Source organism: Sporosarcina sp. NCCP-2716, assembly GCF_023707985.1.
GTDB lineage: Bacteria > Bacillota > Bacilli > Bacillales_A > Planococcaceae > Sporosarcina.
Genome location: NZ_BRCF01000001.1, coordinates 1 through 21,932 on the forward strand (window position 1 = coordinate 1; position 21,932 = coordinate 21,932).

At 51.0% G+C, this 21,932-nt stretch carries 23 protein-coding genes, 1 pseudogene, 1 riboswitch and 1 other annotated feature; of the genes and pseudogenes, 11 read left to right on the forward strand and 13 right to left on the reverse strand.

Going from position 1 to position 21,932, the window contains the following annotated elements:
• From NFU03_RS00005 to NFU03_RS00020, 3 genes and pseudogenes are all read left to right on the forward strand, one after another.
• Positions 1 to 221, forward strand: a 221-nt coding sequence (locus tag NFU03_RS00005) for a hypothetical protein (protein WP_251635018.1), incomplete at its 5' end; no start/stop codon positions are given.
• Between the two features lie 143 nt (positions 222 to 364).
• A pseudogene (locus NFU03_RS15805) lies at positions 365 to 1,040 on the forward strand (IS66 family transposase); the annotation flags it as partial.
• Between the two features lie 195 nt (positions 1,041 to 1,235).
• Positions 1,236 to 1,406: a hypothetical protein gene (locus tag NFU03_RS00020; protein ID WP_251635021.1), complete on the forward strand. Its 171-nt coding sequence runs from the start codon at positions 1,236 to 1,238 to the stop codon at positions 1,404 to 1,406.
• Between the two features lie 231 nt (positions 1,407 to 1,637).
• On the opposite strand, the gene NFU03_RS00025 is transcribed toward NFU03_RS00020, so the two are convergent.
• From NFU03_RS00025 to NFU03_RS00045, 5 genes are all read right to left on the reverse strand, one after another.
• The gene (locus NFU03_RS00025; RefSeq protein ID WP_251635022.1) at positions 1,638 to 2,690 is read right to left on the reverse strand and encodes a ParA family protein; all 1,053 of its coding nucleotides are present in this window, start codon (positions 2,688 to 2,690) and stop codon (positions 1,638 to 1,640) included.
• 429 nt (positions 2,691 to 3,119) lie between these two features.
• A complete protein-coding gene (locus tag NFU03_RS00030; protein WP_251635023.1) occupies positions 3,120 to 3,311 on the reverse strand; it encodes a hypothetical protein in 192 nt (63 codons plus the stop codon).
• 861 nt (positions 3,312 to 4,172) lie between these two features.
• The gene (locus tag NFU03_RS00035) at positions 4,173 to 4,997 is read right to left on the reverse strand and encodes an SAM-dependent methyltransferase (RefSeq protein WP_251635024.1); all 825 of its coding nucleotides are present in this window, start codon (positions 4,995 to 4,997) and stop codon (positions 4,173 to 4,175) included.
• An 84-nt stretch (positions 4,998 to 5,081) separates the two neighbouring features.
• Complete coding sequence (locus NFU03_RS00040; RefSeq protein WP_251635025.1) at positions 5,082 to 5,450, reverse strand: DUF488 domain-containing protein; 369 nt, start codon at positions 5,448 to 5,450, stop codon at positions 5,082 to 5,084.
• 113 nt (positions 5,451 to 5,563) lie between these two features.
• A complete protein-coding gene (locus NFU03_RS00045; RefSeq protein WP_251635026.1) occupies positions 5,564 to 6,115 on the reverse strand; it encodes a hypothetical protein in 552 nt (183 codons plus the stop codon).
• A 114-nt stretch (positions 6,116 to 6,229) separates the two neighbouring features.
• Here NFU03_RS00045 and NFU03_RS00050 point away from each other — a divergent pair, with 114 nt between their 5' ends.
• The 6 genes from NFU03_RS00050 to NFU03_RS00075 all read left to right on the forward strand — a co-directional run bounded on the left by NFU03_RS00050 (position 6,230) and on the right by NFU03_RS00075 (position 10,310).
• Positions 6,230 to 6,817 carry a TetR/AcrR family transcriptional regulator gene (locus NFU03_RS00050; RefSeq protein ID WP_251635027.1) on the forward strand — a complete coding sequence of 196 codons (588 nt, stop codon included), beginning with the start codon at positions 6,230 to 6,232 and terminating at the stop codon, positions 6,815 to 6,817.
• Between the two features lie 201 nt (positions 6,818 to 7,018).
• Positions 7,019 to 8,050 carry a hypothetical protein gene (locus tag NFU03_RS00055; RefSeq protein ID WP_251635028.1) on the forward strand — a complete coding sequence of 344 codons (1,032 nt, stop codon included), beginning with the start codon at positions 7,019 to 7,021 and terminating at the stop codon, positions 8,048 to 8,050.
• Positions 8,047 to 8,331, forward strand: a complete 285-nt coding sequence (locus NFU03_RS00060) for a hypothetical protein (protein WP_251635029.1) — start codon at positions 8,047 to 8,049, stop codon at positions 8,329 to 8,331. Before NFU03_RS00055 ends, NFU03_RS00060 begins: the two co-directional genes overlap by 4 nt.
• A 134-nt stretch (positions 8,332 to 8,465) precedes the next feature.
• Positions 8,466 to 8,837: a GntR family transcriptional regulator gene (locus NFU03_RS00065; RefSeq protein WP_251635030.1), complete on the forward strand. Its 372-nt coding sequence runs from the start codon at positions 8,466 to 8,468 to the stop codon at positions 8,835 to 8,837.
• Positions 8,838 to 8,842: 5 nt separating this feature from the next.
• Positions 8,843 to 9,712 carry an ABC transporter ATP-binding protein gene (locus NFU03_RS00070; RefSeq protein WP_251635031.1) on the forward strand — a complete coding sequence of 290 codons (870 nt, stop codon included), beginning with the start codon at positions 8,843 to 8,845 and terminating at the stop codon, positions 9,710 to 9,712.
• On the forward strand, positions 9,705 to 10,310 hold the full coding sequence (locus NFU03_RS00075; protein WP_251635033.1) for an ABC-2 transporter permease: 606 nt from the start codon (positions 9,705 to 9,707) through the stop codon (positions 10,308 to 10,310). The genes NFU03_RS00070 and NFU03_RS00075 overlap by 8 nt, the downstream gene beginning before the upstream one ends.
• Before the next feature lie 167 nt (positions 10,311 to 10,477).
• On the opposite strand, the gene NFU03_RS00080 is transcribed toward NFU03_RS00075, so the two are convergent.
• Entirely contained in the window at positions 10,478 to 11,581 is a 1,104-nt protein-coding gene (locus NFU03_RS00080) for a 5-methyltetrahydropteroyltriglutamate--homocysteine S-methyltransferase (protein ID WP_251635035.1), read from the reverse strand.
• Between the two features lie 167 nt (positions 11,582 to 11,748).
• Positions 11,749 to 11,854: riboswitch (SAM riboswitch) on the reverse strand.
• Between the two features lie 219 nt (positions 11,855 to 12,073).
• Positions 12,074 to 12,272: a binding site (T-box leader), on the forward strand.
• A 60-nt stretch (positions 12,273 to 12,332) separates the two neighbouring features.
• Between NFU03_RS00080 and nhaC the strand changes: the two genes are divergently transcribed.
• Together nhaC and NFU03_RS00090 are read left to right on the forward strand one after the other, a co-directional pair.
• Complete coding sequence (gene nhaC, locus NFU03_RS00085) at positions 12,333 to 13,769, forward strand: Na+/H+ antiporter NhaC (protein WP_251635037.1); 1,437 nt, start codon at positions 12,333 to 12,335, stop codon at positions 13,767 to 13,769.
• Positions 13,757 to 14,632 (forward strand): MBL fold metallo-hydrolase, encoded by an 876-nt coding sequence (locus NFU03_RS00090; protein ID WP_251635039.1) that lies wholly within the window; start codon positions 13,757 to 13,759, stop codon positions 14,630 to 14,632. The genes nhaC and NFU03_RS00090 overlap by 13 nt, the downstream gene beginning before the upstream one ends.
• A gap of 57 nt (positions 14,633 to 14,689) precedes the next feature.
• Here NFU03_RS00090 and NFU03_RS00095 read toward each other — a convergent pair whose 3' ends face one another.
• From NFU03_RS00095 to NFU03_RS00125, 7 genes are all read right to left on the reverse strand, one after another.
• Complete coding sequence (locus tag NFU03_RS00095; protein ID WP_251635042.1) at positions 14,690 to 15,163, reverse strand: DUF4188 domain-containing protein; 474 nt, start codon at positions 15,161 to 15,163, stop codon at positions 14,690 to 14,692.
• 29 nt (positions 15,164 to 15,192) lie between these two features.
• Complete coding sequence (locus NFU03_RS00100; RefSeq protein ID WP_251635044.1) at positions 15,193 to 16,050, reverse strand: ABC transporter permease; 858 nt, start codon at positions 16,048 to 16,050, stop codon at positions 15,193 to 15,195.
• Positions 16,028 to 16,966, reverse strand: a complete 939-nt coding sequence (locus tag NFU03_RS00105) for an ABC transporter ATP-binding protein (RefSeq protein ID WP_251635046.1) — start codon at positions 16,964 to 16,966, stop codon at positions 16,028 to 16,030. The genes NFU03_RS00100 and NFU03_RS00105 overlap by 23 nt, the downstream gene beginning before the upstream one ends.
• Positions 16,950 to 17,372: a DUF3021 family protein gene (locus NFU03_RS00110; protein ID WP_251635048.1), complete on the reverse strand. Its 423-nt coding sequence runs from the start codon at positions 17,370 to 17,372 to the stop codon at positions 16,950 to 16,952. The genes NFU03_RS00105 and NFU03_RS00110 overlap by 17 nt, the downstream gene beginning before the upstream one ends.
• Positions 17,373 to 17,383: 11 nt before the next feature.
• Positions 17,384 to 17,830 carry a LytTR family DNA-binding domain-containing protein gene (locus NFU03_RS00115; protein WP_251635050.1) on the reverse strand — a complete coding sequence of 149 codons (447 nt, stop codon included), beginning with the start codon at positions 17,828 to 17,830 and terminating at the stop codon, positions 17,384 to 17,386.
• A gap of 161 nt (positions 17,831 to 17,991) precedes the next feature.
• Entirely contained in the window at positions 17,992 to 18,873 is an 882-nt protein-coding gene (locus NFU03_RS00120; protein WP_251635052.1) for an amidase, read from the reverse strand.
• 284 nt (positions 18,874 to 19,157) lie between these two features.
• Positions 19,158 to 21,140, reverse strand: coding sequence for a methyl-accepting chemotaxis protein (locus NFU03_RS00125; protein WP_251635054.1), 1,983 nt, complete (start codon positions 21,138 to 21,140; stop codon positions 19,158 to 19,160).
• Positions 21,141 to 21,932 lie beyond the last annotated feature (792 nt).

Genomic DNA, 21,932 nt, shown 5'->3' on the forward strand with positions numbered 1-21,932 from the left:
TAAAACAAGATGATTGGCAAGGACCTACATTTTTAATTGCCGAAACATACATTTTCTACTTGCCAAATACACCGCTGGCTGCTCGAGGGTTTGTCCATCCAGCAACCGAAGGCCATCCAGTCATCGCTGAAAGGAGCATTCTGAGATTCCACTTTCTACCGTCCTTCGGACCCGTTATAATGGAAGGACCAAAACGTAATGGAAAGCGGTGGGCGATATGATGAATAAGTCATCGAACGAAAAATTATCCGGCTATTGGAAGACCAGCTGGCCCATTCTAACCAACAGGTCCAGCAGCTTACCAAACGGATTGAATCGCTCACCCAGCAAGTGCAGAAACTGACGAAGCCCCTGTACGGATCGATGGTTGTCGCCTCTGTACGAGAGGATGAGGGAGCTGTTGACGTGCCGGAATGTTCTGCACGTCGATGAGACATACGCACAGGTGATTCACATATCGGACGGTAAAACCGGCCAGTCGAAAGCCTATAATTGGGTGTGCCGCACCGTCCCTAGCCAAGGACCTCTTATGGCCCTTATTCGAAGCGCCCTATCCCGTTCCCGGGATGCCTCGCGATCATTCATTCCCGGTTATAAAGGAACGCTCATCTGCGACGGTTATTCGGTTTACGGCAATCTGGAAGGCATCACATTCGCCAACTGTTGGGCTCACGTCCGCCGATACTGGCTCAAGGCCGACAGTAAGAATGGACGGATCGGCGTGGCATATAGCGACCGCAGCAGAGTATACTCTGAACCGAGCAGATGGCCTTCGGGAGTTCCTAAGGGACGGTAGAATCGAGATTGATAACAATCCTGCGGAGAATGCCATTCGACCGAACGTCATCAGACGGAAAAACTGGTTGTTCTCTGTAAGTGAAGCGGGTGCAGAAGCAAACGCAATCTGTCTGTCCCTTACCGAAATAACTAAAATCCATGGCATTGATTTCTACGCTTATCTTCAGAAGCTGTTCACCGAACTGCCGAACCTAGATTTTCATCAGGCCCCCGGCCTGTTGGACGACTATCTGCCATGGTAGAAGAATATCCACCTTTCGTGTGGAAGAAAATAGCCCTCCGTTTGAAAAGTATTTAACGCCAGGGCTATTTGTGTAGCGCGCCTACTTGGGCGTACTTTTTTATTTTTCGGGCTTACACTCGAGGAACTGAAACGCGAGACGCGGATCAGTGATGTCCATATCCCGGCGAAGGATGACCTGTTGGAGTATTTAGGAATGGTGTCCGACAACAATACCTCGATGTTCATCAGCTTGGAAGAATTGCTTTTGAAACTGACTTCCGCTAAGAAGGAGTTGCTTATCCTGCTGTATGAGGATCGCATTTTCCAGACGGTCTGCGCTGCTCACTTTGGAATTTTAGTGGCAGGAGTGAAGAATCGGCGGTAGTGTTTGTTGAGGAAGTTGAGGGGGCAGCTGGGTAAATAAATTGTAATTTTAAAAAACTTCACAGAAAACGTCTCTGCAAAGTCTTTTATGGAATCAGGATTTGTTGCATGGAGAAAGAAAGACTTTTCGATGGCAATACTTTCTTCCAACTAAATGTAGCCTGTCCATTCGTTAGCATACCACTCAAGTGTGCCACAACCTGTGAAACATGAACTCATATATAAGTCATTACTACTCAGTGATATAAAGAATTTTTTCCGCTAACTCATTAAATACAGCCTTAAAGTTATCTCTGTTCGCTTCGTGTGTATTCAATACTTTACCGAACTGCTCAATTTGATCCTTATCCAGCGCAAATACTGGTACGTTATACTTTTGTGATTGTGCAATTAAACTATTAAAATCAGAAATATAAACTAAGTTATATTTATCATTGGTAATCAATTCATCTATCGAATCAGTGAATTTATACTCCTCAGCTATCATATTACTATCTTTTAGTACTGGAATTAAGTTGGTTTCTACGTTTAAGTTTATTCTATCAATCCATGTCTGAAAAGACTTTGAGGGAGAACCATTCTTAGGTCGATACCTCTGTAGAATAGTTCCAATAAATTTAGGTTTGCCACTTGGCAATTTATAATGAGCGTTTCTAAATATTTCTTCTTTTTTTATTCTAGTGTAAATAGAATCCCACTCAGGTAATATTCTTATCAATGAGTTTATTGCCATGTTACAAAAATAATCAGGACTACAAGGCACCATGAAGTAATCACTTTGCATTAAGATATTTGCATTAGTCGCTGTAACACTCGGACTCATGTCAATTAACACTATATCTATCTCATATTTTTCAGCAGTTAAAAGTACCATACCGTGAAAAGCGCCAGGTATATTTTGTGTAAGTTTTAAACTTCCAGTTAACTCTTGTGAAATACCGATAGGTACGTCATATTCAGAGAAAGCTATATGTCCTGGTAGTAGAAAAAGATTTTTACGATCTGGAATTTCAAAACACTCGGCAGCCTCTAATTCCTTCGGCACACCTTCAAATACCGGTTCCAGAACACTCTTTATATTATTATTATCACTCCCTTTATAAAAGTCCTCTATATCTTCAATTCCCGCTAAATTTAGACATAACCCGGTCAAATTACACTGTGAATCCGCATCTATCATCAGAACTTTTTTCCCTTTTTCCGCCAGCATCCATCCTAAGTGAAATGTGGTCGTAGTTTTAGAAACTCCACCTTTATTATTGAAAAGCGATATTATTTTAGCCATTTTATTTCCTCCATTTCATCTTTTTGTTCTAAATACTACTTTAATAATAATCTCACCCGATATCGCAAAATTAAAATTATACAACATCATCATAACATTGATTTATTTTACATTCAATCCAAAATATCACGGAAGTTACTTGATTGGCAGTTGAACTCAAATCAATAAATCATCACTATAGTCACCTGATCTAAAGTATTTGTTTTGTAGTATTTATCCATTGTTCATACAGCCCAATTTGGGTGACAAGCTAATCGGTTGGTTTCACCGTAAGCACGGAATATAAAATAGCACGCCCAGTAGGCGCCCCTACTACTACTCTAAAAAATACAAGCACGTCGGCCGCATCTACCAATCCATCGATCCCTTTTCGCATATCGGTCTTTCCGCAAACGATATAGATGTTCTGGACATGGGTGTAGTCCTGCCTCATCGGTGGATCAACTCCCATATGACGCTATGGATGATCCGCTCTTCAAAGCCATTCTTGAAGGTGACTTCGGTATGACCGAGTCTGATGAAACGATAGGAACCGGGGAAGTTAAAGGAAACGACCGTCAGGCCGTCGTTTGGCGCTGGAAGCAATGTAACGGGGACGATGGTCAATGGTTTATGTTGCAAAGGAAGTGCATCTCCTTCAAGTTGATATCTTGATCATACTAGGAGATGCTTGGTGAAATTATACGTCGTTTGATTGGGGGCTTACCTTCTGAATAGCAAAACGAGCAGAACTGGCTCTTTACTCAGAGAAGAGACTTGAGATAGGGAAGGTGTCAAAATGTCATTTGAGCATTTCTCGGATAATGAAATGAAGCACAGGTAAAAGCGGAAAAAGGACGTTTCCAAAAGTACCCACAAGCATGAGTATAAACTGATCAGTACAGAGAAAGTGCCAATTGTAGATGGTTTAAACATATAGAAGCTTGCGTGGTATGTGGCAGGGTTAAAGAGAAAATTATGGTCGGAGCGAACAAATTATTTAGAATTAAATGATTGATTCAGTAAGAAGCGGTGTCTTCACACTTTATACATAGTTGGCTATATCCTTCTCCAGGCTGAAAGCCATTCAACTGGCAAGAACATCGTTCGACGAAACCATTTGTATGACGTCCTAGTCGGTTGTTTATCTAATTTCTCTCGTTTGGTAATCCATCTGCCAACGACAGCACATCCGAATCCCACAATCACTAATACAGCCAGACTACCCCAATTCATCCCCTCTATCGGCTATTCCGGCAACCAGCCGAATGGCGAGACAATTTGGTTGGATGTAAGACAGACGATTATGCATAAAAAGCCGATTCCTGCCAGTACCACTCCCAGGAATCAGCTTGCTGTTTTTATTGGAAGCAGTTCGGACTTACTGCTGCTTCAACGTCTCTTTTCACCAGGCCATATCGGCACATACCCCTCCGCATCTCCATTACTCACTCAATCATTGAAACTCAAATCTTGTAATTCCCTTTGCGGATGTCTGCTGAGTCAAATCGCCGACAGGACGAAACTGTTCAGCGATTGGATTCCGCTTTCCGGTTCATTCATCAGTTCATAATAACTGGTGAGCAGGGGACCCATGCCCGGAACTGCCTCTTCAAGTTCCGTCCGGATGCTGTTGGCATAGTCGCGCTCCCATTCGCCGTCCGGGAGGAAAGAGGCATCGACGGTTGTTCCGTGTTCCATTTCGAAGCCGGCCTGCTCTAGAAACTGCCCGATCTCAGTTTTGTGGAAGAGGTTCTGCACATTGCTGTCATTGATGATAAACTGCGAATATAGGGCGAGCAAGGAAGCGGCACAGAAGTGGGTGCGCTGGGTGATGTCTGTGAACGCGATGTCCCATTCGGCGAAACAGATCCGTTTGGCGGCGCGCCTGATCTTCTTCAATAGGTTCAGCAGTTCGTCGGCACTTTTGAAATACCACGAGCTGTGGGACAGCACCGCCACGTCGTAAGGTTCTGTGACGTCATAGTCCTGAAAGTCGGTCTCCAGGTGGAAGGTGATGCGTCCGCCGAGGGAGGACTGCAGAATATGGTCGGTTGCCTGACCCAGTGTGAATGGCGCTCCATAGTCGCGGCTCGCCGGATCGAACGCCGTGACTGAACCTTTTGCGCCGATGGCATGCGCGATGGCCATGGTTGTATCGCCTTGTCCGCAGCCGATTTCCAGAATTCGCCCGCCTTTCGGCAAGTTGAAGGCGTCGACGAGCGCGAGCCGGTGCTGCAGCTGGATTTGCTGGATGGGGTCGTTCTCGTAAAGATGATGTTCGTTTAGGAAGTCGCGGGTTTGCTGGTTGATGGGGTGTTTGGTCAATGGAGTGGCCTCATTTCCTGTAAGACATTTAGGTAGTGATTTAATGATATGCTATTTGGCTCGCTAGCACACTTGAATTTTGGATCACACATGCTGCCGATCCAAAATCTCTTTCAGTACAGCGGCCTGGTTGTATGTTTCCTCTTTCGCTCCGAAGACGAGCGTCAGGTCCTTCTTTCTCTCCTTTGTCCATTTCTTCAGCTGCTCTAATGCTGCATTCTGTTCTTCGTTATTCTCCAGCTCCTCTTTATACTTCCTCTTAAACTCCTCAAATTTGTCTGGATCATGGTCGAACCATTGCCGCAGCTTCTTGCTCGGGCCGACTTCTTTCAGCCATTCATCGATTTCTGCGTCTTCTTTACTGACACCGCGCGGCCAGACACGGTCCACCAGCACGCGCATTCCGTCCGATTTCTCCGCTGCTTCGTAAGCTCGTTTGATGTGTACAGGCATGTTTCTCATCTCCTTTTGTATGGCACTTTACCCTGTCGAGGGACCGCTTAACAGGTACCTGTGCAGGAAACAATCATGTTTGTTTGCACAATCATGAATATTTCCTGTCTATCTTACACGGATTTTTTCGCATTTTCCTGACGCGGCCAAATGAAATAGGACGCGGAGATGGCGATGTCGATACCTAAGACGAGTGTCCATAGTTTCAGCATTTGCTGGAGGGCTTCGGTTCTTTCGTTATCTGCAATCAGATACACCATGACAATGAGGAAAGCCCCGCCGATCAGATAGGCCAGGACATGCTGCATGGAGCCTTTCATCGAGTGGCGTGCATGGGCGTAGCCGGTTTTCTTCTGTGGTTTCGGCCCTTGCTTTTTGACGTAGTATAGAAACCGTTCGTCTGCCCAGCGGATCATGCTTTTCCCGAAGGCGATCGACACGCCGAGGTAAATCGCTGCGATGGCGTGTGCCTGCGTTGCAACGGCGCCGTTGTATAGGTCGGACGCGGTGACGATGAGCAGGGCCGCATCCAGGACCGGCGTGAGTGCCAGGAAAAAGAGGCCGAGCCGTTTCCGGTTGAATACGTATCGTGCGGTCATGCCGACCAGAATTACAACCCAGAAGCCGATTTCGCATGCTGCAATCATCCAAGCTATGAAATTCATGGGTGTCTCCCCCTTTTATTTGATACAGGTGTATTGTTTATCCGAATCTTATCACTACTATCTAACCAATACAAGTGTATTGTGAAAAAATAGAATGTATTCTACACTGGTGGTATGGCGAAACTAGTGGATCATGAAGCACGGAGGCAATTGATCGCGGAGGCGATGTGGCGGGTCATTCTGGATAAAGGGATGGAAGGGGCGACGGTACGGAACATTGCGGAAGAGGCGGGGCTCTCGCTCGGAGCGCTCCGCCATTATTTCAGAACCCAGGATGATTTGCTTGTCTACGCGATGACACTCGTGCAGGAGAGGGCGACCGCCCGGATTGAGCAGGTGGCGCGTCAGGCGCTGCCGCCGAAAGAGATGGTGCTTGCTGTATTGTATGAAATTGTCCCGCTGAATGCTGAAACGCGGGCGGAAATGGAAGTGTGGTTCGCGTTTATCGCCTACGTGAACCATCGGAAAGATGAACTGCCGATTCCCGATGACGGCGTGTTGGAAGGTGTACGGAAGGTGCTGGCGTACTTGGAAGTCAGCAGACTCCTGTCAGAGGGACTCGATATCGATCTGGAAGTGGAGCGGCTTTACGGGCTGATGGACGGAATTGCGATCCACGCTTTGTTACAGCCCAATCGTCTTGACGCCGATCGGGTGAGGCGTACGATCCGGTATCATATTGAGTCGATTTGCAAGAAGTGACGGTTAACGGTGCCTGTGTGGGAAACAATCGTGTTTGTTTAAACATTCATGAATGTTTGCTGCACAGGCACCGTTTTTTCAGCCATATTTACCTGTAATTTGCTCCATGTTGGCCAGGATGACTTATGTACCAATCTTTTTCAGAATGGCGTATACTGATAACAAGTGGAAAAACGATTGAATGCGCGGGGAGGTGTCTAAATGGCTGATAAGATGGTGATTCGCTTGGTAGGTGAAACTTTTGAAGAAGGCCGGATTCCAGTGCATTTACTGACGAAGGTCTTGAATTCTGTTCAAACGGCGATATTTGCAATTGGGGAGTCTGAACAGAATGACGAGGGTTCTCTTCGGGAACGCGGACCGGTGCCGAAAAAGGTGAAGAGCGAATACACATTGGAATTAGTGGAGACGGTGAAAGGATCTTTCGTCGCTGCACTCGATCTGCCAGAGCATGTCGATGATGAAGTTCAAACTCGGGCATTCGACCTGTTTGAGGACGTAATGACTGCAGTTGGCGAAGAAGATACAGAGCGCTTAGTAAGGATCTTACCTGATCGCGGTGTGCGCAATCGTATATTGAAGTCTGTTGTGCAGATGATTCCTTTAGGGGATGATTACACAATCTCCTTCAAGAAGGAATCTTCTTCTTACACTCCGCCGATTACAGCCAAGGTCAAACAATCCATGAACCGATTACTTAGTAAGCCGAACGAAGCGGTCCGTGAAGTGGTCGGCAGGATTGTAGAACTCAAAATCATCGGTGATTCCTATATAGGTGTCTATCACAACTCCAAAATCATTAAATGTACCTCGGCTGATCTTGAAAATGTGGCTTATCAATCGATCGGTAAAGATGTGATTCTTAAAGGAGAAGCCATATTGAATGATGCAGGGGAGATTAAAGAGCTGGTGTCGGTCTCGGACGTATTCATTGCAGAGCCTGGCACTTTGCCGGTGGAGGAATTTGTGTATGGCGATTCAGTGTTCAGCATGGCGGACGGTTTCTCTGTTGAGCTGGATTATGTACATGAGTATTGGACCATCAGCCATGAAGAGTTAGGCATCTATGTCAGTGAGTCGAAATTCAGTGATGCCATAGAAGCTTGCTATGCTGAAATTGAATTTCTCTATGAAGATTATGCCCAAGCTCCTGATGCTGAACTCACCACTGACGCGAAACAACTTAAGGCTAAAGTGGAACGGTATGTGGAAAGCGTGGTGGCAGTTAAATGACAACACGAAAAGTTAAAGAAATCGAAACCTCCTTAGGTAAGAAAGGTTTTGAGTTAAAACAGACTCATCATAGGATGTACACTTTATTCGTCGAAGGAAAACGAACTTCTGTCCGGACACGCATCAGTCATGGTGCGAAAGAGTATGACGATCACTTGCTTGGTCAGATGGCCAAGCAAGTGAAACTGACAAAAGAACAGTTGCTCGATTTGATTGATTGCCCGATGAGCGAAGAGCAGTATAAAGAGATTCTGTTGGAATCAGGGGCTGTTGAGCTGTAAAGATTTTCATAGGATGAGAATAGTGGCAGTTTTACAGGACATTGCAAAAACGATTGCAATGTCCTTTTCTTTTGTGTATAGTGTATATAAAGTATATATACAATATTTATCCGAATTAATGGCGAGGTGCATGCATGCAGATTATTTTATCCAATCAGTCGAAGGAACCGTTGTACGAACAGATTAAGAACCAAGTGGTCTCGGCGATCCTGTCGGGGGAAATGGAAGAAGGGAAGGCGCTGCCGTCGATCCGCCAGCTTGCGAAGGATCTGCACATCAGTGTGATTACGACGAAGCGGGCGTACGAGGAGCTGGAGAAGGCAGGCTTTATATATTCCATTGTCGGCAAAGGGTCGTTTGTGGCCGAACAGAACTTGGACGTGATCCGGGAGAAGAAGTTAAAAGTAATTGAGGAACAGCTCGGGAATGTCATTCGCAACAGTCAGGAGATAGGACTTTCCTATGAAGAACTACAAGACATCATGAAAATTTTATACGAGGAGTGAATGGGTTGGAGCCGGTTATCGAGTTTACGAATGTAACGAAACAGTTTAAGGGATTTGCAGTAGAAAACATGGATTTACAAGTGAATAAAGGGTTTGTGACGGGGTTCATCGGTGCGAATGGGGCAGGGAAATCGACGACGATCAAGCTGATGATGAACTTGCTGCGGCCAGACGAAGGGGAAGTGCGTGTCTTCGGACTCGATTATGCGACACATGAAAAAGCGATCAAGGAACGGATCGGCTTTGTGTATGATGGCAATGTGTTCTATGAAGGGATGAATCTGAAAGACATCCAGCGTATAGTCGGTCCGGCGTACAGGCACTGGGATGGTGCTTTGTTCCGTCAGTATGCGGAGCAGTTCGAACTGCCGCTGAATAAAGCCGTCAAAACCTTCTCGAAGGGAATGCAGATGAAAGCCTCGCTGGCACTCGCGTTGTCGCATCAGGCGGAACTGATCATCATGGATGAACCGACTGCCGGGCTGGACCCGATTTTCCGGCGGGAGCTGCTCGACTTGCTGCAGGACATCATGCTGGACGGCGAGCGGACGATTTTCTTTTCGACACATATTACGAGTGACTTGGACCGGATAGCGGATTATATCGCGTTCATCAAAAAGGGAAAGCTGATGTTTAACCAATCGATTCACGAAGTGGCTGAGAATTACGGACTGGTGAGAGGGTCGCTGGAGTTGCTGGACCGGGATACGGAAAAGCTGTTTGTCCATGTGGATCGGACTGCTTCGGGATTTGAAGCGCTGACGTCGGATGTCCGGAAAACAGAGGACGTGTTCGGTGAAGCAGCGGTGATCGAGAGGGCATCCCTTGAAGATATTATGTATTTTACGAATAGGAGTGACGTTCAGCATGTTTAACTTGATCAAACGCGATGTGATCATCCAGAAAAAGCAGCTGCTGCTGTTTGTGCCGTTCATTGTATTTTTCATTTTGATGGATGCGCATCCCGTTCTCATATTTTTAGTTGTCAGTCTATATGTCCCTTTTAATGCATTAGCGTTTGATGAAAAAACGAACGTCAATGTACTGCTGAACTCACTGCCGTATACACGGAAGCAGATCATCGCGTCTCGCTACCTGGGAACCATCGTTTACATGGCAGCCAGCATTGGTGTAGCAATCATTTCTTTAACGCTGGCTCACCAGTCATTTACGGTAACCCACGTTGCGCTTAGCGTTGGGCTCTTCCTGCTGTTTTCGGCCATGACGTTTCCGCTGTTCTATGTATTGAAGCCGGGCTATATCTTTCCGATTGTCATGCTCAGCTTCTTCCTGTTTGTCGGGGGCGGGCCGGCTCTGTTACGGCTGATGGACGATTCGCTGCAAGGACTTATCCAATTCGTGATGGACTTGCCGATGACGACCCTACTTACCGGTTTTCTGGCTGTCGCGATTATCCTCTACAGTATTTCGTGGGCCGTTTCCTCCGTTGTCTATGAACGTAAGGCTTTTTGAATAGAGATACGGTGCCTGTGTAAGAAACAATCGTGTTTAGAGATACGGTGCCTGTGCGAGAAACAATCGTGTTTGTTTAAACATTCATGAATGTTTCACGCACAGGCACCGATTTTTAATCTGCGGAAAATAAAAGGCGGACAGCTCCCCAGCTGTCCGCGGCGGGGTTATCCCCAGATTTCCTTTGAGACGTCGACAATGAATTTCAGTTTCGCCCATTGTTCTTCCTCCGTTAAAATGTTGCCGTGGTGGGTGGAGGCGAAGCCGCATTGCGGGCTGATGCACAGTTGTTCGAGCGGTACATATTGCGTCGCTTCTTCGATGCGCGCTTTGATGTTCTCTTTGCTTTCGAGTTCGCCGTGTTTTGATGTGAAGAGGCCGAGCACGACACGCGGGCCGCCCGCCGGAATATGTGCCAGTGGCTGGAAGTCGCCGGAACGGTCGTCGTCGTATTCGAGGAAGAAGCCGTCGACTTGTTCGTGTGCGAATAACGTCGGTGCAATCTTAGCGTAGCTGCCTTCGAATGCCCAGTTGGAGCGGTAGTTGCCGCGGCACAGATGGGTCGTGATAATCAGGTCTTCCGGTTTGCCTTCCAGCACGCCGTTTGCGACTTTCAGCGCGAGGTCGATGAGCTCCTCGCGAGTATGGCCGCCTTCGCTGAACGGGATTTCGGGTGCGTTCAGGCCGGCGATATAGACGTCATCGAGCTGCAAATAGCGGCAGCCTGCGTCGTAGAATGCCTGGATGGCATCGCGGTACGCCTGGATAATGTCAGCCGCATAGCCTTCGAGATCCGGGTAGAATTCCGGATTGCGGATGCCGGCGTTGAACAGCTGATTCGGACTCGGGATTGTCTGTTTCGCGACAGCACGGTCCCCGACGATTTCCTTGAACTCGATGAAGTCCTGGATGTGCGGGTGATCCGGCGGGAAGGAGATCTTGCCGGTGACGCGCACGTTGTACCGTTCAGTCTCTTCGCCCTTGAACTGGTAGCCGTGTTCAGGGATATAGCCTTCCACGCCGGTCAGGTGCTCCAGGAAGTCGGTATGCCAGAACCTGCGGCGGAATTCGCCGTCGGTCACAGCCTGCAAGCCGACTTCGATCTGCTTATTCACAATCCGTTTGATCTCTTCCGTTTCGATCGCGTGCAGCTGGTCGGCCGAAATCGTGCCTGTCTGGAAGTCTTTACGCGCCTGGTGGATGCTCTCGGGACGCAGCAGGCTCCCGACGTGGTCCGCTCTGAATGGTGCTTTGACTGCTGTGTTGATCATAGTTACCCTCTCCCTTTTCATCAGTAGTTTTATTGGATTAGCACTTATCGCCGGGACTGCTGGAAAACTTTAGCGATAAGCTGTAATTCACGGATCCTGAACACGAAAAACCCCTCTTCTCGATAGATAAGAAGAGGGGCCGGTGTACATATGAAAAATACCTTCTCTTCTTATCTTCTAGCGCTTCTACGCTACAGGAATTGGCACAGTACTAGAAAATAGTCTGTTGCCGAGGCTTCAAAGGGCCAGTCCCTCCACCTCTCTGGATAAGAAAAATTCGAACTATTTAGTTGTTAGATGCTACTATACCATGCGAAAAATAATTGTCAACCGAAGAAAATGGGTGCCTGTGCGCGAAACATTCATGATTGTTTAAACAAACACGATTGTTTGGCGCACAGGTACCTAAAAAAGAAGGTGCCTGAAAAGATTTTTTTGATGCAATATCCGATATACTGATTGACAATTCGAAGTTGGCGCTCTATCATGAGTAAAAATGTGATGAGCTGTCCGGAGTAGCCGTGTGCTCCTGATAATCAGAGACTTGGTGGGTGGTGCGAACCAAGCGGGAGGCAAGGGCGAATTACAGGCAGGGAGCAGACGCATGTCCGGCAGCCGGCCGTTATCCGGGTCGAGCGAGCAGGGGGAGTCCTGCTAATTTGGGTGGTACCGCGGAGCTTCCGTCCCTTTCTTTTGGAGAGGGATGGGGGCTTTTTTGCGTTTCATATTTCGAGATGAGGGAGATGGGTGTATGCAGAAGGAACTATCCGGGTGGCTTGCGGCGCTGCCGATCATCGTGTTGGTCGGGGCAGCGTCGATGTCAGTGTTCGTATGGGAAGCGGGAATGCTCATGCCGCTTGTGATCGGTGTGCTAGCGTCAGCGGTTGTGGCTGCGGTAGCCGGGTTCAAGTGGGCGGAGGTTCAGGAGATGATGGTGCGGGGCGTCGGCCGGGCGCTGCCGGCGGTGTTCATCCTCCTGCTGATTGGGCTGATTGTCGGGTCGTGGATGGCGAGCGGGGTCATTCCGACGATCATTTACTATGGCCTGTCGCTGATCCACCCGTCGGTGTTTGTGCCGATTGTAGCGCTCGTGACCGGAATTGTGTCGATTACGCTCGGCAGTTCGTTTACGTCGATTGCGACAGTGGGGTTAGCGTTCATGGCGATTGGGGAAGGGCTTGGTTTCCCGGCGGGGCTCGTCGGTGGTGCGGTCATTTCGGGTGCGTTTTTCGGGGATAAACTGTCGCCGCTGTCCGATACGACGAATATCGCGCCTGCGATGGCGGAAACGGATCTGTTCTCGCACATCCGCCACATGCTGTGGGATACGCTGCCGGCGTTCGGTTTGTCGATTGTACTGTATGCAGTTGTCGGCCGGATGTCTGCCAGTGCCGGCACGGCGGATGCCGCGTCGATCGGCGAGATCCGGACGGGGCTCGCGGGGGAGTTCACCATCCACCCGCTGCTGTTACTGCTGCCAGTCGTGACCGTGATCCTCATGATGAAGAAAGTGCCTGCCATTCCGGCGCTTGCCGGCGTCGGGCTGCTCGGAGCAGTGATGGCGGTGATCGTCCAGGGGATGCCGATCGCCGCGGTGATCCAGGCGATGACAGGCGGGTTCACCGCTGAAACGGGTGTGCCGGCGGTCGATTCGCTGCTGAACCGCGGCGGGATGACGTCGATGCTCAGTACGATCGCATTGCTCGTGATCGCGACGGCGCTTGGCGGAATTTTGGAGGAATCGGGTTCATTCGAAGTACTCACACGCAAGATGATGGCACGCGTCCAGTCGGCCGGCGGTCTGATCGCTACGACGATCTTCTCGACGTTCGTCGTTGCCTTCGCGAGCGGTGCGCAGTTCCTCGCGATTGTGCTGCCGTCACGGACATTCGTGCCGAAGTATAAGGAGATGGGCATTGACACGGTTAACCTGTCGCGCTGCGTAGAGGCAGCCGGCACAGTGGGCATCAACCTCGTGCCCTGGAGTGTGCCCGCGGTGTTCGCGGCAGGCATGTTCGGCATCAGTCCGGGACAGTTCATTCCGTACGCATTTTTCGTTTTTCTCGTTCCGCTCATCAACCTGATCTTTGGCTTTACCGGGTTTACCATTAAGAAAAAGACATACAGCGCGGAACCGATTGTTGTTGAAATGACGAAGGAAAAGGAGGCACCAGCATGGGCAAAGTGATGGTTCAAGTGCTGGGAACAGCACAGGATGCGGGCGTGCCGCAGCCAAATTGTTATTGTATGAATTGTACAAAGGCGATCGAAGACACCTTGTGGAAGCGGCGGGCGGCGTCACTTGCGGTTGTTATGCCGGAGGACAAGCAGTGGCACCTGATTGACGCGTCGCCTGATTTTAAAGAGCAGGTCGTCATGCTGCAGCGGCGGTTCGGTCTGGAAGGGCGTGTCATGGACAGCATCTGGCTGACGCACGCGCATATCGGTCATTATCCAGGGCTGATGTATCTTGGCAAGGAGGCGATGAGTACGTCGGATGTACCCGTCTATGCAGGACGGAAGATGAAGCACATGCTCGAGACGAATGTGCCGTGGCGTCAGCTGACAGACCTCGGCAATATCCAGGTCAGCGAAATTACGGACGGGAATTCAGTTCGGCTAACGGGCGGAGTGAGGATCACACCGTTCGATGTCCCGCACCGCAACGAATTCTCGGAGACGTTCGGCTTTCGTATAGAAGGGCCGGAAAAAACGGTCGCCTACATTCCCGATATCGACAGCTGGGACGAGTGGGAGGTGGATGTGGCAGAGGTGTGCAAGGATGCGGACATCTGCATGCTGGATGCTACGTTCTTTAGTGCGGCGGACTTGTCGGACAGCGGCCGGAGCGACCGAGACGTGCGTGACATCCCACATCCTTTCATCACGGAGACCGTCGATCGGCTGAAGGCGATTGCGGGGGAGACGGAGGTCTATTTCACCCATTTCAACCACAGCAACCCCGTGCTCGATCCTGCGAGTGAAGCCCGGCTTTTTGTTGAGGAGAACGGCTTCCGGATAGCGGAAGAGGGCATGGTACTGGAGATTTGATTCCTACGGGACGGTCCTGGTCAAAAAAGATAGTCACGCATTTTTCAGCGGCCTCCCTCATCGGGACAGCCGCTTCTTTGCCGTTTGTTTATCCACCGTAATCGGTACAAGACCTGCCGCTTTGCCGAGTCCATATGCTGGCATATTCACGTAAACGGATTCGTATTTGCCTTTCTGGATGATATACGTTTCGTGGTAGATGCCGACGGCGCTGTTACCTTTCGTGAGCCGGTTGAACTTCTTCCATTCATTTAAATGTTTGCCGCCTTTCGAGTAGGCGAGCAGGTCGTCGAGGGAGTCCCAGTATTGGATCATCGCAGTCGTGCGCAGTCCGAAGTAATTTTCTGCGGACTGGAAGCCGAGTTGTTCCCGGTGCGTGTACAATTCTTTGATCATCCCCGGCATAGCGAAGAAAACGGGCAGCCATTTGTGGATGGCGAGCCTCCGGTTGATGCGCATGCCGATGATGAAGACGACCCGGTCTTCCGAGTTGTCCGCTGTGTGCCGTCCTTGATAGATAGTAGGTGTCATGGAAGTCCTCCTTTTCAAAAATGCATTCGTTAACGGTGATTCAGCCGTTTCGTAACTGGGATGGCGATCAGACAGAAGATAATGGCTGTTCCTGCCAGGTACAGTAGGCTGTACAGTGGATCGAGTGCTATATCCCCGACGTGAAACGTGATGCCCATCGCTTCCTGGAACCGCCATGCCTCACCTTCCGGGGCGTTCTCAAAAGCCTCGCTCATATAAGGTCCCATTAATACATGCCGAAACAGCAGAGCAGAGTGAGATACCGGAATGAGTTGGATCAAGGACTGTAAGTAGCCGGGCAGGCTGCCGATCGGGATGTAAATGCCGGCGAGAAAGCCGATAGATGTGCCGATCAGTGTGCTCGCTGCGGCAAACGCATTCGATGTTCGGAAGAAACCCACGAGCAGCAGGAGCAGCGAGGCTGCGGACAAGACGGAGAGCAGGATGATGCCTGCCGACTGAGCGAACTGCACTACACTGAGGAGCGGTTCGCCCGCCACGAACAGCATGACGTCTGCGGCCAAGAGGGCGGCTAGGCACATGATGAGTCCGATCGACACGGAGCTGAGCAGGTAGCTGCCAATCAGTGATGACTGTTTCAGCGGCGTCACCCGGAAGTCTTCCAGTGTCCGGCGTGCGCGGTCTTCGACAAAGATGCCGAATGCAGCAACAGTGGTTGTTACACTCGAAACCGAGAGAATCCCGGCAATGACCCACGTCAGCAGGAGACCTTGCTTGCCGGGGAAGTCCGGCAGTCCGTCTGCGATCAGATCGCCGAGGAAGAAGACATAGACGGCGATAAGTATCGCGACCGACAGCAGCGAGAAAAAGACGGCTGAGCGGTCACGGAAGTACAGCTGCATATTACGCTTTGCGAGTGTCAGCATTAGCGTCTGCCTCCTTTCGTTCCTGGACACGCAGGAAGACGTCTTCGAGACTTGATTTCTTCACTTCAAACGATGCCAGCAGCGGTTCATATCGCGCGACGATCGGGATGGCGCTGAGTGTGGAGTCCAGTTCGATTTCGAACCGGCCGTGATGTTCTCTGTAGAGGAATTCATCATCGCTTAGCGCTTTCCGGAGAGCAGCGGTATTGGCAGGACTCAACAGCAGCCGGTCAGCGGAATGCTCCGTGCGCAGCGCGTCCGGTGTACCGCTCGCGATGATCTGCCCGCTGTTAAGAATGATGGCGTAATCCGAGCGGTCCGCTTCTTCGATGTAATGTGTCGTGAGGAACACGGTAAGATCGGATTCGCGCTGAAGGAGTGTGATCGTGTCCCACAGCTGACGGCGGCTTTCCGGATCGAGCCCGGTGGTCGGTTCGTCGAGCACGAGGATGGAAGGTTCGTGGAGGAGCGCACGGGCGATGTCTGTCCGCCGTTTCTGCCCTCCCGACAGTTTTCCGTACTTGCGTTTCAGCAGTGGCTGGATGCCTGTGATTCCGGCTGTGCGCTGGATCGCTTCATCGGCATCTTTACGGCTCATCCCGTACAGACGGGCGCGCACGAAAAGGTTTTCCCGGACAGTGAGCAGCGGATCGAGCAGGCTCTCCTGGAAGACGACACCGATCTCGCGACGGACCGACTCTCCGTGCAGAGAAGGGTCCTTGCCATTGATGAGCACCGTGCCGGCATCCGATTTCAGCAGTCCGAGCAGGATGGCGATTGTCGTCGATTTGCCGGCGCCGTTCGTGCCGAGGAAGGAAAAAAGGCTGCCGGTTTTCACATGGAAACTGATGCCGTCGACGGCACGTACGGCGCCGAAAGACTTTTCGAGGCCGATCACGTCAATGCGGTTGGCCATCGGTTTCACTCCTTCTCATGAGGACTTCGTTGATCTTCCGTTCATCGGCTTTCGTATTCAAGTAGACGAGCAGGATGACAAACGCATAGGCAAGCAGGCCAGACAGCACAACGGATGACCAGTGAGCCAGGTCGAGCGGAAACATGTCGAAGAATAGTCCGCCGCCCGTCAGTACGGCTATTACGCACAGCACTTCCAAGAGGAATACCGCGGCCGGCTGGTCGAACGGCAGCTGATGTGACAAGTAAATGAAGAACGTGATCAGCGCCGAGATGAGGAACAGGGAAAGGCTCATCCGTTCGGTCATCGGCGGGAACAGGCCGAGCAGGCGGAACAGCCAGTAGAACAGCGAACTGAACGTGAATGCGGAGCAAGCAGCCCCGATATAGATTAATAGCCGTTTCATGTGTATCCTCCTCATCCGATGAAATACTTCCGGAACAGTTTCGCGTAATGCCGGTTGACGATCGTTTTCTCACCGTTCGCAAGCACCGCCTCAAACCGGCCATTCATGAGCGCCCGCACACTGCGGATTTTAGCGGTGTTGACGATTAGATGCTTGCTGATGCGTAAGTACGCTGTGTTCTTTAGCCGATCTTCATATTCATACAACTTCAGGCCGCTCGCGTACACATCGGTATCCGTGTAAAGGAACACCGAGTTATCGACGGCTTCGATGTACAGCACGCTTTCCGCGTCCAATGTATACTCGACGCCGTCTTTCCGGCCGATGAAGGACACCATCATCTGCTCGATCTGCCGGATGATGGTTTGGAGTCGGTCATCGACTTCCTTGCAGGTGATCGTGATTTCCGTTTCGCCCGCATCAGGCGACTCGTGGATAGTCAGTCGGATCGCAGTCACTCCCTTTGTTCGAATCTTTGCTGAAATCGTATCATGCAAGCTACAGCTGCACAATGGGCGGTACGGTAAGCTGCATGTAAGGGAGGGTGAGATGCATGAGGGGATTGGAAAGGAAACGACCGCAGTAAAAAACGGCCACCCCGCGGGGAAGCCGTTTCAGTTTACCGCTGCATCCAGCTCTCCAGGGAGTGGACGGCGAATCCATTCCAGGAGGTGGTGGAGGCGAAAGCGTTTTGGGTGGTCATTAATTGCACATTCATATAGTCGCTGCTGAGACCGTGGAAGGACAGGTTGCTGCCCTCTGCGGAAGGGACGGTTTCGACACCGAGACGGATCGGTTTGCCGGCGGCTTGGGCTTGGACGATTTCAGGACTGGCGACTGCGATGATGCCGTTCGGGCCGTCAGCTGTGTTGCGATAGGCCATGATCGTCACTTCGTCTGTGTTGCGGATGAGCCATTCGGACAGGTTCCCTTTACCTTGCTTATTGCTGTACGAGTGCTCATGGAACCAGAACGGGATGTCGATGCCGAATGGCAGGCGGAGTTTCGCTGTCTCGCTGGCGGCAAAAGTGATCCGCTGCTGGTACAGGTTGATCACCTTGCTTTTGTTTGCTGACCAGTCCGGCAGAATGTACGGTTCGATGTCCAGGTGGACGCCGGAGAACTGCTCCGCTTTTTGCGAGCCGGCTTGGTACGTTTTCAGCCAGTTGAAGAAAGTACGGACAGGTTTGTCGTTGAGTGCCCAGTCCGGTGCACCGTCCAGGGCATGAACACGGATGCCGAGATCAAACGCTTTCCGGATGAACTGGCGGTAGGCCGCCGGGCGGATCTCACGGTTGATCTGCAAGTACAGATCGGTCACGCGGTTCTGATCCAGGAAGGTGAGTACTTCATTCGGATCTTGGGTGAGCCGGGCAGTGTCCCAGAGCCATGTCGCTTTCGGCAGATCACTCTGTTTTGCGTAACTCGTTTGCGCAGGCAAGAGACCGGTGGATGCAAGCAGGAGGACGAGGAGACAGAGGACTTTCGATTTAGCAGACATGGTGAGTGCTCCTTTTGTTTCTGTTATTTTGAGTTGTTCTTCTTAGGTCTATTATACTTCCGGAATTGATTCCCTCCCATTGGTCCATTGGTTCGTTAATAATAGAAAATTTCCTCGTTCTATTTTTATGCAAGGTCTTTTGAACCTTCTAATTCGGTACCTGTGCGCCACACAACTTGGAAACTATTCTGAATCGTGTCTGAATTGTGTGGCGCACAGGCACCATGCAAAATAAAAAAGGAACTGCCCTCTGTAGGCAGTTCCTTTTCCTGTTCCATACATCATCAAACGGTGAATCGGTCGATAGCATGGCTCAGTTCTTCGCTCAACTTAGTCAGCGTTTCCGCTGCATCCGTTACGGATTGGATGGCGCGCAGCTGTTCTTCGGTGGACGCGCTCACTTCTTCACATGCTGCGGCGGTTTCTTGTGAGGTGGCCGCCATGAGCTGGATTGTTTCGGCGACGTCATCCTTGTGCTGGCCGACGTGCTGGATTTCATCGGAAATGGCATCGATGGAGTTCTGCATTTCGCTCATGAGGGCGGACAGTTCGCCGAAGGTCGTTTCGGTTTCCTGGACGACAGTGCCCTGTTCGCGGAACGTGGAGATCGTCTCTTCCATCTGTTCGGTGACGAGTCGGGACTCCTCCTGAAGCTGGTGGACGGTCCGCTGTACGTCTTCCGTAGCCCGTGCCGATTGTTCGGCGAGTTTCCGCACTTCGTCGGCGACGACGGCGAAGCCTTTGCCGTGTTCTCCGGCGCGTGCCGCTTCGATGCTTGCGTTCAGCGCGAGCAGGTTCGTCTGTGATGAAATATCGGTGATCGTGTCCATGACCGAGCCGATCTCTTTCACTTTGCCGCCGAGCGCGGCAATCGCTTCGTTCATCGACTGCAAGTTCGTGCCGGATGAGCGGAATGTCTCCTGCAGATTCGCCATCTGTGTCTGGCCGTTTTCGTTCATGGCACCGGTCCGTTCGGCGATATCTGTCATCGAGACGGCGCGTTCAGTGATGCCGTTGATCTGCCGGCCAAGTTCTTCGGACCGTTCGGTGACGGTTTCCGCGTCTTCGGCGGATTTCGATGCGCCTTCCGCAATTTCGCTCACGGCGTGGGCGACTTCCGAACTCGACGCGTTTGTCTCTTCCGCCACCGCACTCAGCGATTCGGAATTCGTGCGGACGTTGTCGGCGGATTGGTTGACGACCGTGATGATGTTGTTCATGCTAGCGATCATTTCATTGAAATTATCGCTCAGCTGACCGATTTCATCTTTCGATTTGACATCGGAATGGACAGTCAGATCACCCGCCGCCACTTCGTTCATCTTGCTGCGCAGCTGTGCAATCGGCTTCAGCAGTTTCGCGATGATGAAGTACAGCGCCGTCGCGACGACTGCGAGGACAATCAGCGAGATGATCAGAATCGAGAAACGGAGCTCTTTCGCCATGCCAAGGAGGTTCTTCTCCTGGTAGACGGTGCCGACTTTCCAGCCGAACCGCTCCATCGTCGAGAAGACCGCGATGGATTCATTGCCTTTGTCATCCTTGAATCGGGTGTTGCCTTCGTTGTACATGAACATTGTGTCGACATATGGGAGGTCGCGCAGATTCTCGCCATCCTTCTCCGGGTAGGAGATCGCCATGCCGCTGTGATCGAGCATGATCGGATAGCCTTTGTGCGGGATTTCGGTCGCATACAGCGCGTCGGTCATGTACTGGAGCTGGATATCGACGCCCGCCACACCTGCGACGGTCACGCCGTCCAGGACAGCGCGGGAAGCGGTGATGACATAATTGCCGGTCGCTTCGTCGACATACGGCGCTGACCAATGCACTTTGCCCGGACCATCCATCGCCTTCTGATACCATTCGCGGCTGGTCGGGTCGAAGCCGGTGAGGTCGACGTGCGGAGAAATCGTCACGTGTTTCGACGGGAGCGCGTAGTAGACGGATGACGCATTCGGATACGCATCGAGGAATTCCTTCAGCTTACCGCTCAAGTCGGCCTCCGTGACGTCCTTGCCGTCAGGCCCCGTGTAACCGCCGATGATTTTGTCATTCGACAGCAGCTTGATTCCCATCTCGTACTGACTCAGGAAGTTCTCCGAGGACACCGCCATCTGATTCGCAAGCGGCGCGCCGGCTTCGATGACATTCTCGATGGAACGCTTTTTAACCTGATCGTTCAGCATGTAGGCCATCAGCACGATGCCGATCGTGAACAGCACGAGGGCAGCAGCGATGATTTTTGTCTTTAGTGATTTTGCCATAGAATCTGCCTCCATAATGATAGTTATGTATACCTATTCTTTTTTCGGCAGAAAGCAAGCGAAGTTTAGCTTCATACTTGTGGAAAAGTCTTCTTGCTGATGAAGTCTTCGGTTCAGGTGACTTGAGAGTGGACGGCGGTCCGTAAAAGTCGATCTTATTGACCGAAGGTGTGCAATCCGGATGCCGTCGGGCAATAGGGCGTGTTCTTTGTGACCGAAAGAGTGCGTTACAGGCGCCGCCGGTCACTAGGAGCCCGTCTTAGTTACCGGCCCTATGTGAAAGACGCGTCACCGGTCACTAGGGGACATCCTTACTGACCGGTATAGGGAAGACAAGGCTCGTTCGGTAAGAAAGAATGTGTTTTTCCGCCCGGCATACCGTGCGTCTCAGACGCCGAGTCAAAAAGGCGGAGCGCAGCGGAGCCCACCATTCAATCTCGGTCTTGAAGTTCAGAAGAGCGTGAAATGTCGCGAGCATCAGGTTGTGGAGCACGGGGGCATCGTGCCGCGGGCCAAAGCAGTGTCTCCAACTGCCCGAGGTGTACGTAACTGGCATCGTTCGGGCAGAAAGAAACGCCCTTATCGCCCGGGAGTGCACGTAATCGGCGTCACCGGTTACTAGGGGACATCCTTACTGACCAGCCGAGTGGAAACCAGGCGCCATCGGTCAATAAGACGCCCCTCTATTGCCCGGAAGCCCCCAGCGCACCTGTCCCCGGTAATAAGACCGCCGCCTGCACCGCCTATTTCCCGAGAAAAAAAGAACCGCCGCACAATGCGGCAGTTCTCCTA

Coding starts and splice junctions, on each gene's coding strand:
- NFU03_RS00020 (WP_251635021.1), top strand. CDS start 1,236: ATGGTGTCCGACAACAATACCTCGATGTTCATCAGCTTGGAAGAATTG.
- NFU03_RS00025 (WP_251635022.1), bottom strand. CDS start 2,690: ATGGCTAAAATAATATCGCTTTTCAATAATAAAGGTGGAGTTTCTAAA.
- NFU03_RS00040 (WP_251635025.1), bottom strand. CDS start 5,450: ATGCCTGTACACATCAAACGAGCTTACGAAGCAGCGGAGAAATCGGAC.
- NFU03_RS00045 (WP_251635026.1), bottom strand. CDS start 6,115: ATGAATTTCATAGCTTGGATGATTGCAGCATGCGAAATCGGCTTCTGG.
- NFU03_RS00050 (WP_251635027.1), top strand. CDS start 6,230: ATGGCGAAACTAGTGGATCATGAAGCACGGAGGCAATTGATCGCGGAG.
- NFU03_RS00055 (WP_251635028.1), top strand. CDS start 7,019: ATGGCTGATAAGATGGTGATTCGCTTGGTAGGTGAAACTTTTGAAGAA.
- NFU03_RS00060 (WP_251635029.1), top strand. CDS start 8,047: ATGACAACACGAAAAGTTAAAGAAATCGAAACCTCCTTAGGTAAGAAA.
- NFU03_RS00065 (WP_251635030.1), top strand. CDS start 8,466: ATGCAGATTATTTTATCCAATCAGTCGAAGGAACCGTTGTACGAACAG.
- NFU03_RS00075 (WP_251635033.1), top strand. CDS start 9,705: ATGTTTAACTTGATCAAACGCGATGTGATCATCCAGAAAAAGCAGCTG.
- NFU03_RS00080 (WP_251635035.1), bottom strand. CDS start 11,581: ATGATCAACACAGCAGTCAAAGCACCATTCAGAGCGGACCACGTCGGG.
- nhaC (WP_251635037.1), top strand. CDS start 12,333: ATGCAGAAGGAACTATCCGGGTGGCTTGCGGCGCTGCCGATCATCGTG.
- NFU03_RS00090 (WP_251635039.1), top strand. CDS start 13,757: ATGGGCAAAGTGATGGTTCAAGTGCTGGGAACAGCACAGGATGCGGGC.
- NFU03_RS00095 (WP_251635042.1), bottom strand. CDS start 15,163: ATGACACCTACTATCTATCAAGGACGGCACACAGCGGACAACTCGGAA.
- NFU03_RS00100 (WP_251635044.1), bottom strand. CDS start 16,050: ATGCTGACACTCGCAAAGCGTAATATGCAGCTGTACTTCCGTGACCGC.
- NFU03_RS00105 (WP_251635046.1), bottom strand. CDS start 16,966: ATGGCCAACCGCATTGACGTGATCGGCCTCGAAAAGTCTTTCGGCGCC.
- NFU03_RS00110 (WP_251635048.1), bottom strand. CDS start 17,372: ATGAAACGGCTATTAATCTATATCGGGGCTGCTTGCTCCGCATTCACG.
- NFU03_RS00120 (WP_251635052.1), bottom strand. CDS start 18,873: ATGTCTGCTAAATCGAAAGTCCTCTGTCTCCTCGTCCTCCTGCTTGCA.
- NFU03_RS00125 (WP_251635054.1), bottom strand. CDS start 21,140: ATGGCAAAATCACTAAAGACAAAAATCATCGCTGCTGCCCTCGTGCTG.